This is a genomic window from Streptomyces sp. NPDC006476 (genome assembly GCF_040612015.1).
GTDB classification, from domain to species: domain Bacteria; phylum Actinomycetota; class Actinomycetes; order Streptomycetales; family Streptomycetaceae; genus Streptomyces; species Streptomyces griseorubiginosus_B.
Map to the genome: position 1 here is coordinate 212,223 of NZ_JBEXPK010000001.1, position 15,594 is coordinate 227,816.

The following is a 15,594-nucleotide window of genomic DNA, read 5'->3' on the forward strand; positions in this document are numbered from 1 at the left end:
TCAGCGGCCGGTCAGGGTGTCCCGGCGCCACAGCCGGTACACGGCGGCGCCCAGCGCACCCGCGATCAGGATCCCACCGGCGACCAGGGCGGGCACGGAGTCGGTGAAGGAGCCGCCCTCACCGGCCCGAACGCCGCGCTGGATGACGGCGGGGTCGCAGGAGTCGGCGGAATCGGCGGAATCGGCGGAGTCGGCGGACTGCTCGCGGCACGGGTCGCTGTCCTTGCCGGGCCGGAGGGCACCTTGGCCGTCCTCGCCGGGCCGGAGGGCACCCTGGCCGTCCTCGCCGGGCCGCGTGACGCCCTGGACGTCGCCGGGCGGAGTAACGGCTTGGCCGTCTTCGCCGGGCCGGGTGACGCCCTGGACGTCGCCGGGCGGAGTAACGGCTTGGCCGTCTTCGCCGGGCGGAGTGACGACTCCCTCGTCGTCGCCCGGTGGGATGATGCCTGCGCCGTCGCCGCCAGGCTGGGAGTCGCCTCCGCCGCCTGCGCCGTCGCTGCCGGGCCGGGTGTCGCCCCCACCGCCGGTGCTGTCGCCCCGGTTCACATGGAACGAGGCGCTCCACGCCTTGCCCTGTCCGCCGGGGGCCGCCGGGCAGGTGCCGTCGACGGTCCAGGGGGAGTCCTGGGTCGCCGCGTCGGGACGGTCGGCCGTGAGGGTGTCGGCGGCGGCGAGACGGGCGGTGCCGCGGTAGGCGGCGCGCGCGGGGGCGGTCGCCCCGTCCTCGTCCGGGACCCGCTGCAGCTGGACGGTGCCGTCCTCGAAGGCCTGCGAGGTCGCTTTCAGGGTCGCGGGGGTGGGGCCGCCGGTGGACTCACAGGTCACCGAGACGGTGACGCTGCCGCCCGGGGAGCCGGTGGTCGGGCTGACCTCCGCGACCGGGTCCGCGAGGGCGGCCGAGGCGGCGAAGCCGACCACCGCACTGGCCAGGGCCGCGGCGGACAGGACACAGGCGGTGCTGCGCATGGGGTGGGCTCCTTCGAGCGACGACTGCGGGCGGGGCACGGTGGCCATGCCTCGCAGCCATCACAGCCCGCCGCACGCCACGCCGCGCGCGGCCGGACCCCATTCGCGGGACACCGGGGGTCCGACCGGGTGACACCGGCGGCGGCCGCCCCCAAGGGCGCTCCCGCTCAAGCGGACTCGCGCATGACCTGTTCGCGGACCCGGTCGCAGCACCGGCTGATCAGCCGGGACACGTGCATCTGGGAGATGCCGAGCTGCTCGGCGATGCGGCTCTGGGTCATGTCGGCGAAGAAGCGCATGTAGAGGATGGCCCGCTCGCGTTCGGGCAGGGCGGCCAGTTGGGGGGCGACGGCCTCGCGGTCCACGACCGTCTCCAGCGCCGGGTCGGCCGAGCCGAGCGCGTCGCTCAGGGAGTAGCCGTCCTCGCTGCCGGGCAGCTCGGCGTCGAGCGAGAGGGCCGAGAAGCTCTCCAGCGCCTCCAGGCCCGCCCGCACGTCCTCCTCGCTCATCTCGGCGTGCTCGGCGATCTCCGCCACGGTGGGCCTGCGGCCGGAGACGGTCTGGGAGAGGTCCTGGGTCGCGATCCGGACGCGGTTGCGCAGGTCCTGTACCCGGCGCGGCACGTGCAGGGTCCACATGTGGTCGCGGAAGTGCCGCTTGATCTCGCCGGTGATGGTGGGCACGGCGTAACTCTCGAAGGCGTTGCCGCGCGCGGGGTCGTACCGGTCCACGGCCTTGACCAGTCCGAGGGCCGCGACCTGGCGCAGGTCCTCGTAGCTCTCGCCGCGGCTGCGGAAGCGGCCCGCGAGCCGTTCGGCCATCGGCAGCCAGGCCTCGACCACCCGTTCGCGCAGGGTGTCGCGCTGCGGGCCGGGGGGCAGCGAGGCAAGCCTGCGGAAGTCCTCGGCGGTGTCGGGTGCGTCGTCGTGCGGGTGGTGCTTCGCGCTCACTCGGGTGGGCATGATGCGTCGCAACTCCTCAGAGGGTGCTCTGGGTTGGACGGTCACCGTGGAGTACGGCCGCGAGCTCGGGAACGGTCGCGGCCGGGGGCGGCGCGTCGCCGCTCCCACGGACGTGCCTCCGGTCCGAAGCACTGCAACTGCGCCTGCCCCCCGCCCCCTGCCGCAAACACCGCGCATGTTTTCCCCCAGCCCGCGGGGTGACTCGGTCAGCAGACGACCGCTGCCCGTTCATGTCACGGCCCGGGAGGTTCCCCAGATGAGCACCAAGGTCTCCGACCACATCCTGCAGAGGCTGCGCGAGTGGGGGGTGGACCACGTCTTCGGTTATCCGGGCGACGGCATCAACGGCCTGCTCGCCGCGTGGGGGCGGGCCGAGAACAAGCCCCGGTTCGTCCAGGCCCGGCACGAGGAGATGGCCGCGTTCGAGGCGGTCGGCTATGCCAAGTTCAGCGGACGTCTCGGCGTGTGCGCGGCGACCTCGGGGCCCGGCGCCATCCACCTCCTGAACGGCCTGTACGACGCCAAGCTGGACCATGTCCCGGTGCTGGCGATCGTGGGGCAGACGCATCGCACGGCGATGGGCGGCTCCTACCAGCAGGAGGTCGACCTGCACACGCTGTTCAAGGACGTCGCCTCGGACTTCATCGAGACGGTGACGGTCCCCGAGCAGCTGCCGAACGTCATCGACCGCGCGATCCGCACCGCCTACGCGCGCCGCTCCCCCACCGCGATCATCGTCCCCGGTGACGTGCAGGAGCTCGACTACTCCGCTCCCACGCACGAGTTCAAGATGGTGCCCTCCAGCCTGGACCGCAGTTCCTGGACGGCGATTCCGTCCGAGGAGTCGGTGCGCCGGGCGGCGGAGATCCTCAACTCCGGTGACAAGGTGGCCATTCTGGTCGGCCAGGGCGCCGCGGGCGCGCGCGCCGAGGTCGAGCGGATCGCCGAACTGCTCGGCGCGGGGGTGGCGAAGGCGCTGCTCGGCAAGGACGTCCTCAGCGACGAACTCCCTTACGTCACCGGCTCGATCGGCCTGCTGGGCACCCGTGCGTCGTACGAGCTGATGCGGGACTGCGACACCCTGCTCACCATCGGATCGTCCTTCCCGTACACGCAGTTCCTGCCGGAGTTCGGCAAGGCGCGCGGGGTGCAGATCGACATCGACCCGCACATGGTCGGGATGCGCTATCCGTACGAGGTGAACCTCGTCGGCGACGCCAAGGCGACCCTGGAGCGGCTGATCCCGTTGATCGAGGAGGGTCGCGGGCGCGAGTGGTACGACACGGTGTGCGCCAACGTCACGCACTGGCGCGATGTGATGGACCGCAGGGCGCAGCTCTCGGCGGACCCGATCAACCCCGAGTACGTGGCGCACGCGCTCGATCCGCTGCTGCCGGACGACGCGATCGTGACGTCCGACTCGGGCTCGACGGCGAACTGGTACGCGCGGCACCTGACGATGCGGGGCACCATGCGCGGCTCGCTGTCCGGCACGCTCGCGACGATGGGTCCCGGGGTGCCGTACGCGATCGGTGCGAAGTTCGCCCATCCGGACCGTCCGGCGATCGCGCTGGTCGGGGACGGCGCGATGCAGATGAACGGTCTGGCGGAGCTGATCACGGCCGCCAAGTACCGGGATCTGTGGGAGGACCCGCGGCTGATCGTGGCCGTGTGGAACAACCAGGACCTCAATCAGGTGACGTGGGAGATGCGGGCCATGGAGGGCGCGCCGTCGTTCCTGCCCTCGCAACAGATCCCGGACGTGCAGTACGCCGCGTTCGCCCGCTCGCTGGGGCTGACCGGGATCCGGGTGGAGAAGCCGGAGGACGTCGAGGCGGCCTGGCGGGCCGGCCTGGAGGCGGACGGTCCCGCGGTGCTGGAGTTCCTGACCGACCCGGCGGTGCCGCCGATCCCGCCGCACGCCACGTGGGAGCAGATGGAGGCGACGGCCGCCTCGATCCTGAAGGGCGACGCGGACCGCTCGTCCATGGTCAAGCAGGGCTTCAAGGCGAAGGTGCAGGAGTTCCTGCCGGGCCGGGAGAAGCGCTAGGGCGCCTGTTGGACAGCACCACAGAGTTCAGTTGCGCACGAAACAGTTCAGTGGCCGGTTCGGCTGGCGCATCCGGTCGTTCAGTCCGCAGGCCACAGCCTCGCGGACGGCAGCCCGGGGCACCGGCGCTCGACGCCCTCGGGCTTGCCCATTTCTAAGGCCGCACCTGCAATGGATGGTTGTACTTGATGACTGAGGGTGCGCTCGGCGGCACGGACTGGTCGCTGCGCTTCGGTCCCGGACGGAGGTGGCGAGGACCAGTGGGCGACGTGGGCGGATGGATTCGTGACCTCGCGCCGCGCGGCCGGAATGTGTTGTCCCGGTCGGTTCTGCCCTCGGCCCAGATCAACCGGCTTGTCGACCGGGTCGGCGCGGGTCCGGTGGCCTGGGCCGTCGAACTTGCCCAGGGCATGACTGATCACGTGCCACGCAGATCCCGCAGCTTGGCGTGGACGGCCTCGTGCAGGAGCTGCGGAAGGGATGTGAGGCCGTCGCGTTGAGCATCGTGGCTGCGCTGGCCGAGAACACCGAGGTCGTGCCGGAGCCTCCGGCGGAAGCGCTCACGGGCGCTGTGGAGGCTGTGGGCCGGGGAGTCGGTATCGAGCACCTGTTGCAAAGCGTCCAGCTCGCTCATGCCTACGCCGTCAGGGAGCTCCTGGCCGAGGCCGAACGACAGCTGCCTGCCTCCGACCGGTTCGCGGCGATGGGGCACGTCTCGGAGGTGCTGTTCGCGATCGTCAACCAGCTGTCCGCCGAGATGACTCGCGAGTTCTCCCGGGCCCACGCCGCCTGGGTGACCAGTTCGGCCGCCGTGCGCATGGAGCTGGTACAGGAGGTCCTCGACGGAAAGCCGGTCGCTGCCGATCATGCGCACCGCGTCCTGGGCTACGACCTCACCCGCCGGCACACCGCATTGGTGGTGTGGGCTGACGACCTCGAACAGGCCGATCCCGGCCGGTTGGCAGGGTGCGCCGAGCAGCTGCTGCGGGCGGGCGGAGCGACGGGCACCTTGATCCTGCCTGTCGGCCGGCAACGGGTATGGGCGTGGGGGTCCAGTGTCCACGGTGCCTCGGTGGCGCCGCCGACGTCGACGGCCACGCCCCGGTCCGGGATTCGGGTAGCGGCCGGGCTGCCCGAGTCCGGCGTCGAGGGGTTCGCGTTCAGTCACCATCAGGCCCTCAATGCCGTCCGGGTCGGGATGCTGTCCCGCACCGACCGGTGGCTGTTCGACTACGCCGAGCTCGACGTGATCGCCATGCTCAGCACGCATCTCGATGAGGCGCGCCGGTTCGTGCGTCGTGAGCTGGGTGGACTCGCCGGATCCGGGGAGCCTGCCACCACCCTGCGCACCACCCCCAAGTGCTATCTGGACGCGGAACGGAGCCTGAACACGACGGCTGAGCTGCTGCACGTCGCGCGTAACACGGTTGCGTACCGCATCCAGCAGGCCGAGCAGCTGCGGGGCCGGGAGATCAAGGTCCGGCGGATGCACCTTCAGGTTGCGCTGGCGCTCGCGGAGGAGTTCGGCGACCTCGTGTTGAGCGAACAGGCCACCCCGCGCTGACGGCACTGACGGCCCCTTCGGACTTCGGTCCAGACGGCCCCTTTGGACTTCGGTCCAATCGACGGCGGGCCGGATTGCACCACGGACCAAGCGCCGCGAAGGCTGTGTCCGCTGAACTGTCGGCATGTACTTCGGCTACTGGCCGCGATCGCTCGCACCGGCGCCGGCCTCGCTGGTCTGCCGCCGCCCCGCGGGGGAACGCGCATGGTGATCCACCTCGCCCGCTACCGCCTCGACGACGAGATCCGGTGGGCGACCGTCGCCGACGGTGGCCTGTCGCCGCTCGCCGGCAGCTACGCCTCGACCGCGGACCTCATCCGTGACGGCGCCGACGACTGGCGGTCGGCCGTTGAGCGACCTGCCCGACTGCCAACCGAGTCGGTGGAGCTGCTGTCCCCGGTGACCACGCCCTGCCGCGTCCTGTGCCAGGGCGCCAATTACCGGCAGCACGCGATCGAGTCCGGGATGGATCCCGACGCGCGGCCCTTCAACCTGTTCTTCGACAAGACGGACGCCGCGGTCACCGGTCCCGACACACCCGTCACCCGGCCGCCCCACGTGCGGCTGCTCGACCACGATGCTGTTCGAGGTCGTCCGGCACGGCGCGGTTCTGGTGCGGCCGGACGGCCACATCGCCTGGCGCACCACCGGCACGGCCGGGCAGGCGACGCCGGAGCTGAACCGGTTCCTGCGCGACCACTGGCAGCCGTACTGGAAGCCGGCTCGAACAGGCAGCCTTCTGGCTCCTCACCATGCAGACTCGAAGTAGAGGACGGCAACAATGACGAGCCCCCCACTCGGCCAGACCACAACCTGCGAGGACCTCGCCGTACTCCGCGAGGTCGAGAACCGGGTTCTGTGGTTGTCGACCGCAATCATCGACCATGCCAATCGGGTTCGCCCCAACACGTCGGGCCTGAAGGTGGGCGGACACCAGGCGTCGTCGGCCTCGATGGTGTCGCTGATGACCGTCTGGGCGGGTAGTCCTGCTCCAGGTCTGCCTCTCGCGGCTCGGTCGTGTTGTCTCGCCGAGTCGACGACGTCGCGAGCGATTGGGTCGGCACCGGCAGCTTCCACCTGACCGGCCTCTCCGACCGCGACCCGCAGCACAAACTGCCGGTCGTCGAGCAGCTGGAGGCCGCGCTCTGCACCGACGCCCTGGTCACCCTCGCCGCCACGCCCACCTTCCCGGTGAAGTACCCGCCCTCGGGGACGCTGATGAGCGCCATGCATCACGGCGTCCCCAACCGGCATTGGACCGGCCCGGAGCCGGTCACCAATAGTGCTGGGCATGGGCGCAGACGCCGTGACGGAGGTTCGCCGATGACCAGCTCCCCACCACCCGGAACCGCCGAGCCGGCCCGTGCCGCCTCGCCGTTGACGATCAGCGAGCAAGGCGCGTTCTGGGTCGGTGTCGGGCGCAAGCCGACCGAGGCCGGGACCGCCGCCGAGGCCGCGATGTACGTCCAGTACCAGATCCCGACCGATCTCCGGCATCCGCTGCCCGTGGTGATGGTCCACGGGGGCGGCGGCCAGGGCACGGACTACCTGTCGACGCCGGACGGGCGCCCCGGCTGGGCCACCCGGTTCCTCCAGGCCGGTTACGCCGTGTACGTGGTCGACCGTCCAGGTCATGGGCGCTCCCCGTACCACCCCGATGTCCTCGGGCCCATCGAGGGCGCGGCGCCGACGTACGAGTTCATCCGCTGGCTGTTCTGCGACGGGGCGGGACGACCTGGCAGCCAGTGGCCCGGCAGCGGCGAGGTCGGCGACGACACCGCGCTGGACCAGTTGATGGCGAGCCAGGGCCCGACGCTGCCCACCTTCGCCGAGAACGAGGAGCAGATGCGGCGTTGCGGGGCCGAGTTGCTGGACCGTATCGGACCGGCCGTGCTGATCACCCACTCCATGGGGGCGCCGTTCGGCTGGCTGGTCGCCGATGCCCGGCCCGGGCTGGTAAAGGCCGTTGTCTCCATCGAGCCGATCGGGCCGCCGTTCATCGAACTGCCCGGCCTCGGAAAGCTGGAGTGGGGGCTCACCGCGGCCCCGATCACTTACGAGCCGCCGGTACGGACCCCGGAGGAACTGCGCCTCCGGCTGCGCGAGGCCGGGGGCGACGGGCTGCAGGACTGCCTCGTCCAGGACGAACAGGCCGGCCCCGTGCGGCCCCTGCCAGGGCTCCGGGGCTTCCCGATCGCCGTGGTCGCGGCCGACACCTCGCCGTTCGCGCCGTTCCAGCACGGTGTCGCCGACTACCTCGCCCAGGCCGGTGCGGATGCCGAGTTGCTGCGCCTGGCGGACCTGGGGCTCACGGGCAACGGTCACCTGCCCATGGGTGAGAAGAACTCCGACGACGTGGCCGAGGCACTGATGACCTGGCTGAACAAGCGACTGGCGGATGTGGAGGAAACGTCCCGATGACAACCGCGCCGACCGTGCCGACCGTCGAGACCGATGTGCTCATCGTGGGAAGCGGGCCCGCGGGAGCGAGCGCCGCACTGGCGCTGAGCACCTATGGCGTGCCGAACGTCATGGTCACCCGCTACTCACGCCTCGCGGACACGCCCCGGGCGCACATCACCAACCAGCGCACCATGGAAGTGCTGCGTGACCTGGGTGTCGAAGAGGATGTGATCGCCCAGGCCACCCCGCAGCACCTGATGGGCAACACCGTCTTCTGCACCGCCATCGCGGGCGAGGAGCTCGGCCGGCTGAGGTCCTGGGGCAACGAACCGCTCGTGCAGGCCGCGCACGAGCTGGCGAGCCCCACCCGCATGTGCGACATGCCGCAGCACCTGATGGAACCGGTGCTCGTGAACGCGGCCATAGCGCGCGGAAGCCGACTGCGGTTCGGCACCGAGTATTTGTCGCACGAGCAGGACGCCGACGGCGTGACCGCCGTGGTCCGCGACCGGCTGCGCGGCGACACGTACACCATCCGCGCCAAGTACCTGATCGGCGCGGACGGCGGCCGCAGCAAGGTGGCCGAGGACGCCGGACTGCCGATGGGCGGCCAGATGGGCGTGGCCGGCAGCATCAACATCGTCTTCGACGCGGACCTCAGCAAATACGTGGCGCACCGACCGGCCACCCTCTACTGGGTGCTGGCGCCCGGCGCGACCGTGGGCGGCATCGGCGCCGGCCTGGTGCGCTGCGTACGGACGTGGAACGAGTGGCTGATCGTGTGGGGCTACGACGTCGACGCCGGGCCGCCGGACCTCACCGAGGAGTACGCCCTGTCCGTCGTCCGCAAGCTGATCGGCGACGACGAGATCCCGGTGACCATCAAGTCGTCCTCCGCGTGGACGGTCAACGAGATGTACGCCGAGACGTACTCCAACGGCCGGGTGTTCTGCGCGGGCGACGCCTGCCACCGGCACCCACCGTCCAACGGGCTGGGCTCCAACACCTCCATCCAGGACTCCTACAACCTGGCGTGGAAGCTGAAGCTCGTCCTGGACGGCACCGCGTCCCCGTCCCTGCTGGACACCTACAGTGACGAGCGGGCACCGGTCGGCAAGCAGGTCGTCACCCGGGCCAACAAGTCCATCGGTGAGACGGCCCCCGTCTTCGAGGCGCTCGGCGGCCTGGCGCCGCAGACCCCCGAGCAGCTGTGGCGGAACATCGCCGCCCGCAAGGACGCCACTACGGAGGCCGAGGAGCAGCGGGCGCGGCTGCGGCAGGCGATCGCCTTCAAGGCATACGAGTTCAACGCCCACGGCGTGGACCTCAACCAGCGCTACACCTCCGCCGCGATCGTCCCGGACGGCACCGAGGACCCCGGCTTCGCACGCGACCCCGAGCTGCACTTCCAGCCGAGCACCCGCCCCGGCGCCAAGCTCCCGCACGCCTGGCTCTCCGCGGGCACCCGCAATCTGTCCACCCTGGACCTGGGCGGGAACGGCCGGTTCACCCTGATCACCGGCATCGGCGGCGAGCCCTGGACGGAGGCCGCCCGCATCCTCGGCAAGGAGTTCGGCCTGGAGATCGCCACGGCGGTCATCGGACCCGGCCAGGAGCACGAGGACCCGTACGGGGACTGGACCCGGCTGCGGGAGATCGGCGACTCGGGCGCGCTGCTGGTGCGGCCGGACAACCACGTGGCCTTCCGCCGCCAGGACGCCACCGGTGACGTCACGGCCGCACTGCGGGACGCACTGCGGCAGATCCTCGGGCGGGGCTGAGCGGCCATGGACCTCACCGCGAAGACCGCGAAGCCCGCGGAGACCGAGACGACAACGGCGGTGCTGGAAAGCTTCGCCCACACCTCCGATCCCCGACTGCGCGAGGTGCTGGCCTCCCTGACGCGTCACCTGCACGATTTCGTACGGGACATCGAGCCGACCCAGGCCGAGTGGGAGCGGGCGATCGACTTCCTCACCGCAACCGGGCACATGTGCGACGACACCCGGCAGGAGTTCATCCTGCTGTCGGACGTCCTGGGTGTGTCGATGCTCGTCGAGACGATCAACGACCACAAGGCGGCCGCCGCGACCGACTCGACGGTGCTCGGCCCCTTCCACATGACCGAGTCCCCGGTCCGTGAACTCGGGGCGAACATCGATCTGGTCGGCGGCGGCGAGCCGTGTGTGATCAGCGGACGGGTCGTCTCCGTCGACGGCACCCCGCTGCCCGGTGCGACGCTGGACGTGTGGCAGGCCGACGACCAGGGCTTCTACGACGTCCAGCAGCCGGAGAAGCAGCCGCCGGGCAATGGGCGCGGGCTGTTCACAGCGGACGCGGAGGGGCGGTTCTGGTTCCGCTCGTGCGTTCCGAGCCCGTATCCCATTCCGACAGACGGGCCGGTCGGCTCGCTGCTGGAGGCGACCGGACGTCACCCCTACCGTCCGGCCCATGTCCACTTCATCGTGGGCGCCGAGGGGTACAGCCCGGTGACGACGCACATCTTCGTGGCGGGCAGCGACTATCTGGAGTCGGACGCGGTCTTCGCCGTGAAGGAGAGCCTGGTCGAGGAGTTCGTCGAGGTGGACTCCCCCGCGGAGGCAGCGGAGTTGGGCCTGGCCAACCCCTTCCGCCGGGCGCGCTTCGACATCGTGCTGCAACCGGTGATCCTGTGAAGGGCGAGGCCCTGGACTTCACCCACCAGGCACAGCCGATGCGCGTCCTCTTCCGGTCGGGTGCCGTCCCGGACGCGGTGCCCGACGAGGTCGCGCTTCTCGGCCTGCGCCGCGTCCTCGTGCTGTGCGACGACCATGGCCTGGACACGGCCGGTGCCGTCGCCGCGTCTCTCGGCGACGCCTGCGCCGGGCTGCACGCAGGGGCGGTGACGCACGTCCCGGTGGAGGTCGCCGACCTGGCCGTCGAGGCGGCTCGCGAAGCCCGGGCCGACGGCTGCGTGGCGGTCGGCGGCGGTTCCGTGACCGGCCTGGCCAAGGCCGTCGCGCTCAGGACCGGCCTGCCGATCGTCGCCGTCCCGACGACGTACGCCGGATCGGAGATGACACCCGTCTGGGGCCTGACCGAGGGCGCGGTCAAACGCACCGGGCGCGACCCGAAGGTGTTGCCGCGCAGCGTCGTGTACGACCCGCTGCTCACGCTCACCATGCCGCCCGTGGGGTCCGCGACGAGCGGCATGAACGCGATCGCGCACGCCGTCGAGGCCCTGTACGCCCCGGACTCCACTCCGATCGTCTCCCTCATCGCGGAGGAGGGTGTGCGGGCGCTGGCCGCGGCCCTTCCCAAGATCGTCGCCGACCCCTCGGGGCATGACGCGCGCAGCCGCGCGCTGTACGGGGCGTGGCTGTGCGGTGCCTGTCTCGGCGCGACCACCATGGGGCTGCACCACAAGCTCTGCCATGTGCTCGGCGGCACCTTCGACCTGCCGCACGCCGAGACACACGCCGTCGTCCTGCCCCATGTGCTGGCGTTCAACGCGCCGGCGGTTCCCGAGGCACTGGCGGCGCTGCGCCGGGCGCTCGATGTCCCGGATCCGGTACGGGAGTTGCACGAGTTGGGCGAGCGGCTGGGCATCCCGCGATCGCTCGCCGACCTCGGCCTGACCGCCGCCGACGTGGACCGTGCGGTCGACGTCGCTCTCGGGGCGCCGTACGCGAATCCCCGCCCGGCCTCCGCCGACGATCTGCGCGCCGTCCTGCACGCGGCCTGGGCGGGCGAGCCGCCGTACGGCGGCTGACCGCTTCTACCGGGCGAGTTCGGCGTACGGAACGCCGCTCGCACGTCGGGCCACCCGGCGTGCGACCTCGGCGAACGCCGGGGCGGCGGGCGAGTGACCGGCCTCCGGAAAGGCGACGGCGGCCACCAAGCCGAGGGGCTCCTTCGGAGCGACGTTCTCTACTCCCGGGTGCGGGAACATCCGGGTGGCCGACAGCGGCATCAAGCCCACCATGTGCTGGTAGGCGATCTTCAAGGACACGTCCAGGGCCGAGCGGGCGTGGGAGCCAACCGTCGGGGCGTCGTCGTCCCCGTTTCGTCCGCCCACCCAGAAGTCGAGGCCCGGCTCGGGGGTGACCCAGGGCTGATCGAAGACCTCGGTCACGTCCACCGCGGCTGCCAAGGCCAGCGGATGCCCCTTCCACAGCGCGAGGGAAAGGGGCTCGGTGAAGATCGGTACGCGTGTCAGGCCCGGCATGTCGACGTTCAGGGGCACCAGCGCCACGTCGTACTCGCCGGCCAGCAGCGGGGCGAGACCCTGGTGGAAGTCCGCTTCGTGCACCCGGATCGTGACGCTGGGATACCGCTCGCAGAACGCCTCGATGACCGGATGAGTGAGTTCGGCCAGAGCCACGCCGTAGCACGCGACCCGCACCTCGTCCCGTCGCCTGGCCCTGATGGCGCCCGCGGCGGCGGCGAGCCGCTCGGCGTCGGCCAGCACCTCGCCCGCCCGTTCGAGCAGTTCCCCGCCGTCGGCGGTGAGCGCCACATGCCGTTTGTCGCGGTCGAACAGCTGGACGCCCAGCTCACGCTCGAGGGCGGCGATCGATCGCGTCAGCGCGGGCTGGGTGAGGTGCAGACGCTCGGCGGCGACCCGGTAATTCAAGGTCTCGGCGAGCGCCGAGAAATGGCGCAAACTCCGGAGATCCACTTAAGCCCTCCAGAAAGGCGAGGTCCACGGCGTCGTGGTCCGCGCCAGGTTACAGCGCGCTTCCCCGCACGTCACCAGGCAGAAATGTGCGGCATTCCCGTCCCCCTCCGACCTGCCGTGATGCACGGCACTCATCAAGCCCACAGTCACCGGCATTGGACCGTCCTCCGCCGCGCTGCCGACACTCCCTTCAGGCCGACCAGAACAGCAGCGGATGGGGTGCGAATTGTCCGAGACAACCGACGGCGAGGAACTCACCGAGATGGAACTCATCGCCTACTGCCGTCCGCGACTCGGCGGCATCAAGACACCTAAGCGGGTCGTGTTCGTGCCCGAAATCCCGCGCAGCGCCAACGGAAAGGTCCTCAAGAAGGACGTACGCGGTCACGAGCGACAGATCTGAGGATCGGAGCACCACATGCACCGCACCCTGTTCAACAAGGATCACGACAGTTTCCGCGATGCCGTCCGCCAGTTCACCGAACGCGTTCTCGCGCCCCGTCACGAGGAGATGCTCAGGCGGAAGTCCATCCCCCGGGACATCTGGCAGGAGGCGGGCGCACTCGGCATCCTCGGCCTGTCCGTCCCGGAGGAGTACGGCGGGACAGGCGCGGGCGACTTCCGCTTCAACGCCGTCGCGGACGAGGAACTCGCCGGCTTCAGTTTCGGCGTCGGGGCCAGTCTCGCCCTGCACACCGACACCTGCCCGCCCTACCTCGTGGAACTCGGCACAGAGGAACAGAAACAGCGCTGGCTGCCCGGCATCGCCTCGGGCGACCTGATCAGCGCCATCGCCATGACCGAACCCTCCGGCGGTTCCGACCTCGCCGCGTTGAAGACCACCGCGGTCCGGCACGGCGAGGACTGGCTGGTCAGCGGCTCCAAGACCTTCATCACCAACGGCCACCAGGCGGACCTCGTCATCGTGGCCGCCCGCACCGGCCCCGGCGAGCGGGCCAAGGGCATCAGCCTCTTCGTCGTCGAGGCCGGCATGCCAGGCTTCGAACGCGGCCGCAAGCTGGACAAGGTCGGACAGGAGGAGGCCGACACCGCCGAGCTCTTCTTCACCGACGTCCGCGTCCCCGACAGCCACCGTCTCGGCGAGGTCGGCCAGGGATTCGCCTCGATGATGCGGCTCCTGCCGCAGGAACGGCTGTCGACCGCCGTCACCAACACCGGCCATGTCGCGCGGCTCCTGCACGAGACCATCGAATACGCCAAGGAGCGCCGCGCGTTCGGAGAGACCATCGGCTCCTTCCAGCACAACAAGTTCCTGATAGCTGAACTGGTTACCCGGGTGGAGGTGACCCAGGCGTACGTCGACCAGTGCGTCCTCGCGCACACGCGAGGCGAACTGACCCCCGTGGATGCGGCCAAGGCCAAGTGGTGGGCCGCCGAGACGCAGAACGCCGTACTGGACGAGTGCGTCCAACTGCACGGCGGCTACGGCTATATGAACGAATACCGCATCGCACGCGCCTGGCGGGACGCCCGCGTGACGAAGATCTGGGCCGGGTCCAACGAAATCATGAAAGAGGTCATCGGCCGCGACCTGGGCCTGTAATGCCGCACGCCGAAATCCCCGAGGGAGAACCGCTCTTGGCCATGCCCACCGTCAACCGTCAATGGCTGCCGGCCCGCCGCCCCGTCGGCGCCGTCACCACCGACGACTTCCATTCGCCGAGTCGGACCCGCCGGCCCCCGGAGAGGGGAAGATCCTGGTCCGCACCCTGTACTTCGCCTACGCCGCCAGCCAGCGCATCCGGCTCACCGACGACGGGGCTACCTGCCGCCGATCCAGGTCGGTGAGCCGATGCGGACCATGGGCATCGGCCAGGTCGTCACGTCGAGGAGAACGTCGTGGACGGCTTCGAGAACGCGCCCGCCCTGCTGCCGACGATGTTCAGCGGAAAACAGCCCGGCAAGCTGCTCCTCAAGCTCGGTGACCCGGAATGAACGAGGCAGCCGGGGCCGTGCATGCGCGCCTGGTCAGCCTGAGGAGTCTCGGTGCAGGTCGGCGTCGGCGTGCTCGGGGGCGATGGCGTACAGGATGCGCCGGCCGATGCGGCCGAGCAGCGCTCACCATCTTCCGGTACCCCTCGTCGGTGAGCGTGGCAAGGGTGTGACGGCCGTCAGCCGGGTCGGGGTGGCGGCGGACGTAGCCCTTGCGTTCCAGACGGGCCACGACCTGGGACAGACGGGAGAGCGAACCCTCGGCGAACGCGGCGAGGGCGCTCATGCGCAGTTCCCGCTGTGACGCCTCCGACAGAGCCGCCATCACGCTCACTGCCCTCACCGCCAGCCGCCGACCCGTCGTCATCACCGACCGACTCGATCCGCTCCCTGTCCCGACCCGACACCTGATCCGGAGAAACACCATGAGTGAACAACTCGCCACCCAGCCGGCCCGCCCCCGCGGCCTCGTCGTCACCGGCGGTCTGATCGGCACCGCGGCCGTCGCCGCCGTCCTCAACGCCATTGTCGCCACAGCAGCCCACGCCCTCGGCGCCTCGCACGATTTCCAGCCGCTCCAGCCGTCCGCCTACGTGCCCTTCACCGTCTTCGGCGTCCTGGCCGCAGCTGCCGCCTGGGCGATCATCCGCGCACGATCGACCCGCCCCGCTCGAGTGCTGCGCGTCCTGGTCCCAGCCGTCGTGCTCGTCAGCTTGGTCCCGGACATCATGGTCGGCGCCACCGCCGGCCAGCCCGGTACGAGTTGGGGGGCCGTCGTCGCCTTGGTGGTGATGCACCTCGTGGTCGCCGCCGTCGCCGTCCCCGCCTACCAGCGCCTGCTCCCTCTCCCCACCGCCCAGAACTGACCCCGCGTCCCGTCGCAGTGCGGGCCGCCACGGTCGTATGGCATCCGGTGAGTGCCGTACGGCCGTGGACGGGCTCTTCCCGATCCTGCGCCCGGCGTCCGCCTGCTGCCGATGACGGCCGCCACCGAACCTCCCCCCACGTCCCCCGCTCGTGACATCACAAGGAGGTG

Annotated in this window: 13 protein-coding genes and 3 pseudogenes; 12 read left to right on the plus strand and 4 right to left on the minus strand. The window is 70.7% G+C overall.

The window, feature by feature from the left end; all coding sequences use genetic code 11:
- Both ABZZ74_RS00910 and ABZZ74_RS00915 read right to left on the minus strand, forming a co-directional pair.
- Complete coding sequence (locus tag ABZZ74_RS00910) at positions 1 to 966, minus strand: hypothetical protein (protein ID WP_356760760.1); 966 nt, start codon at positions 964 to 966, stop codon at positions 1 to 3.
- A 167-nt stretch (positions 967 to 1,133) separates the two neighbouring features.
- Complete coding sequence (locus tag ABZZ74_RS00915) at positions 1,134 to 1,928, minus strand: RNA polymerase sigma factor SigF (protein ID WP_356760762.1); 795 nt, start codon at positions 1,926 to 1,928, stop codon at positions 1,134 to 1,136.
- A 256-nt stretch (positions 1,929 to 2,184) separates the two neighbouring features.
- Here ABZZ74_RS00915 and ABZZ74_RS00920 point away from each other — a divergent pair, with 256 nt between their 5' ends.
- The 9 genes and pseudogenes from ABZZ74_RS00920 (at position 2,185) to ABZZ74_RS00960 (ending at position 11,696) form a co-directional block, all read left to right on the plus strand.
- Positions 2,185 to 3,978 (plus strand): thiamine pyrophosphate-requiring protein, encoded by a 1,794-nt coding sequence (locus ABZZ74_RS00920; RefSeq protein ID WP_356760764.1) that lies wholly within the window; start codon positions 2,185 to 2,187, stop codon positions 3,976 to 3,978.
- A 460-nt stretch (positions 3,979 to 4,438) separates the two neighbouring features.
- Entirely contained in the window at positions 4,439 to 5,542 is a 1,104-nt protein-coding gene (locus tag ABZZ74_RS00925) for a helix-turn-helix domain-containing protein (RefSeq protein WP_356760766.1), read from the plus strand.
- Between the two features lie 204 nt (positions 5,543 to 5,746).
- Positions 5,747 to 6,106 (plus strand): annotated as a pseudogene (locus ABZZ74_RS00930) (fumarylacetoacetate hydrolase family protein); the annotation flags it as partial.
- Between the two features lie 13 nt (positions 6,107 to 6,119).
- Entirely contained in the window at positions 6,120 to 6,311 is a 192-nt protein-coding gene (locus ABZZ74_RS00935) for a hypothetical protein (protein WP_356760767.1), read from the plus strand.
- A 12-nt stretch (positions 6,312 to 6,323) separates the two neighbouring features.
- Positions 6,324 to 6,518 (plus strand): annotated as a pseudogene (locus ABZZ74_RS00940) (hypothetical protein); the annotation flags it as partial.
- A gap of 41 nt (positions 6,519 to 6,559) precedes the next feature.
- The gene (locus tag ABZZ74_RS00945; RefSeq protein WP_356760769.1) at positions 6,560 to 7,963 is read left to right on the plus strand and encodes an alpha/beta hydrolase; all 1,404 of its coding nucleotides are present in this window, start codon (positions 6,560 to 6,562) and stop codon (positions 7,961 to 7,963) included.
- Positions 7,960 to 9,726: an FAD-dependent monooxygenase gene (locus ABZZ74_RS00950; RefSeq protein WP_356760771.1), complete on the plus strand. Its 1,767-nt coding sequence runs from the start codon at positions 7,960 to 7,962 to the stop codon at positions 9,724 to 9,726. Before ABZZ74_RS00945 ends, ABZZ74_RS00950 begins: the two co-directional genes overlap by 4 nt.
- 6 nt (positions 9,727 to 9,732) lie before the next feature.
- A complete protein-coding gene (locus tag ABZZ74_RS00955; protein WP_121417206.1) occupies positions 9,733 to 10,620 on the plus strand; it encodes an intradiol ring-cleavage dioxygenase in 888 nt (295 codons plus the stop codon).
- Positions 10,617 to 11,696 carry a maleylacetate reductase gene (locus ABZZ74_RS00960; protein WP_356760772.1) on the plus strand — a complete coding sequence of 360 codons (1,080 nt, stop codon included), beginning with the start codon at positions 10,617 to 10,619 and terminating at the stop codon, positions 11,694 to 11,696. The genes ABZZ74_RS00955 and ABZZ74_RS00960 overlap by 4 nt, the downstream gene beginning before the upstream one ends.
- A gap of 6 nt (positions 11,697 to 11,702) precedes the next feature.
- Here the strand turns inward: ABZZ74_RS00960 and ABZZ74_RS00965 are convergent, their stop codons facing one another.
- Complete coding sequence (locus ABZZ74_RS00965) at positions 11,703 to 12,605, minus strand: LysR family transcriptional regulator (protein ID WP_356760774.1); 903 nt, start codon at positions 12,603 to 12,605, stop codon at positions 11,703 to 11,705.
- 226 nt (positions 12,606 to 12,831) lie between these two features.
- Here ABZZ74_RS00965 and ABZZ74_RS00970 point away from each other — a divergent pair, with 226 nt between their 5' ends.
- Both ABZZ74_RS00970 and ABZZ74_RS00975 read left to right on the plus strand, forming a co-directional pair.
- Complete coding sequence (locus tag ABZZ74_RS00970) at positions 12,832 to 13,008, plus strand: hypothetical protein (RefSeq protein WP_356760776.1); 177 nt, start codon at positions 12,832 to 12,834, stop codon at positions 13,006 to 13,008.
- Between the two features lie 15 nt (positions 13,009 to 13,023).
- On the plus strand, positions 13,024 to 14,169 hold the full coding sequence (locus tag ABZZ74_RS00975) for an acyl-CoA dehydrogenase family protein (RefSeq protein ID WP_356760777.1): 1,146 nt from the start codon (positions 13,024 to 13,026) through the stop codon (positions 14,167 to 14,169).
- Positions 14,170 to 14,697: 528 nt separating this feature from the next.
- On the opposite strand, the pseudogene ABZZ74_RS00980 reads toward ABZZ74_RS00975, so the two are convergent.
- Positions 14,698 to 14,886, minus strand: a pseudogene (locus ABZZ74_RS00980) (MarR family transcriptional regulator); the annotation flags it as partial.
- A gap of 97 nt (positions 14,887 to 14,983) precedes the next feature.
- Here ABZZ74_RS00980 and ABZZ74_RS00985 point away from each other — a divergent pair.
- Positions 14,984 to 15,424 carry a DUF6069 family protein gene (locus tag ABZZ74_RS00985; protein WP_356760779.1) on the plus strand — a complete coding sequence of 147 codons (441 nt, stop codon included), beginning with the start codon at positions 14,984 to 14,986 and terminating at the stop codon, positions 15,422 to 15,424.
- Positions 15,425 to 15,594 lie beyond the last annotated feature (170 nt).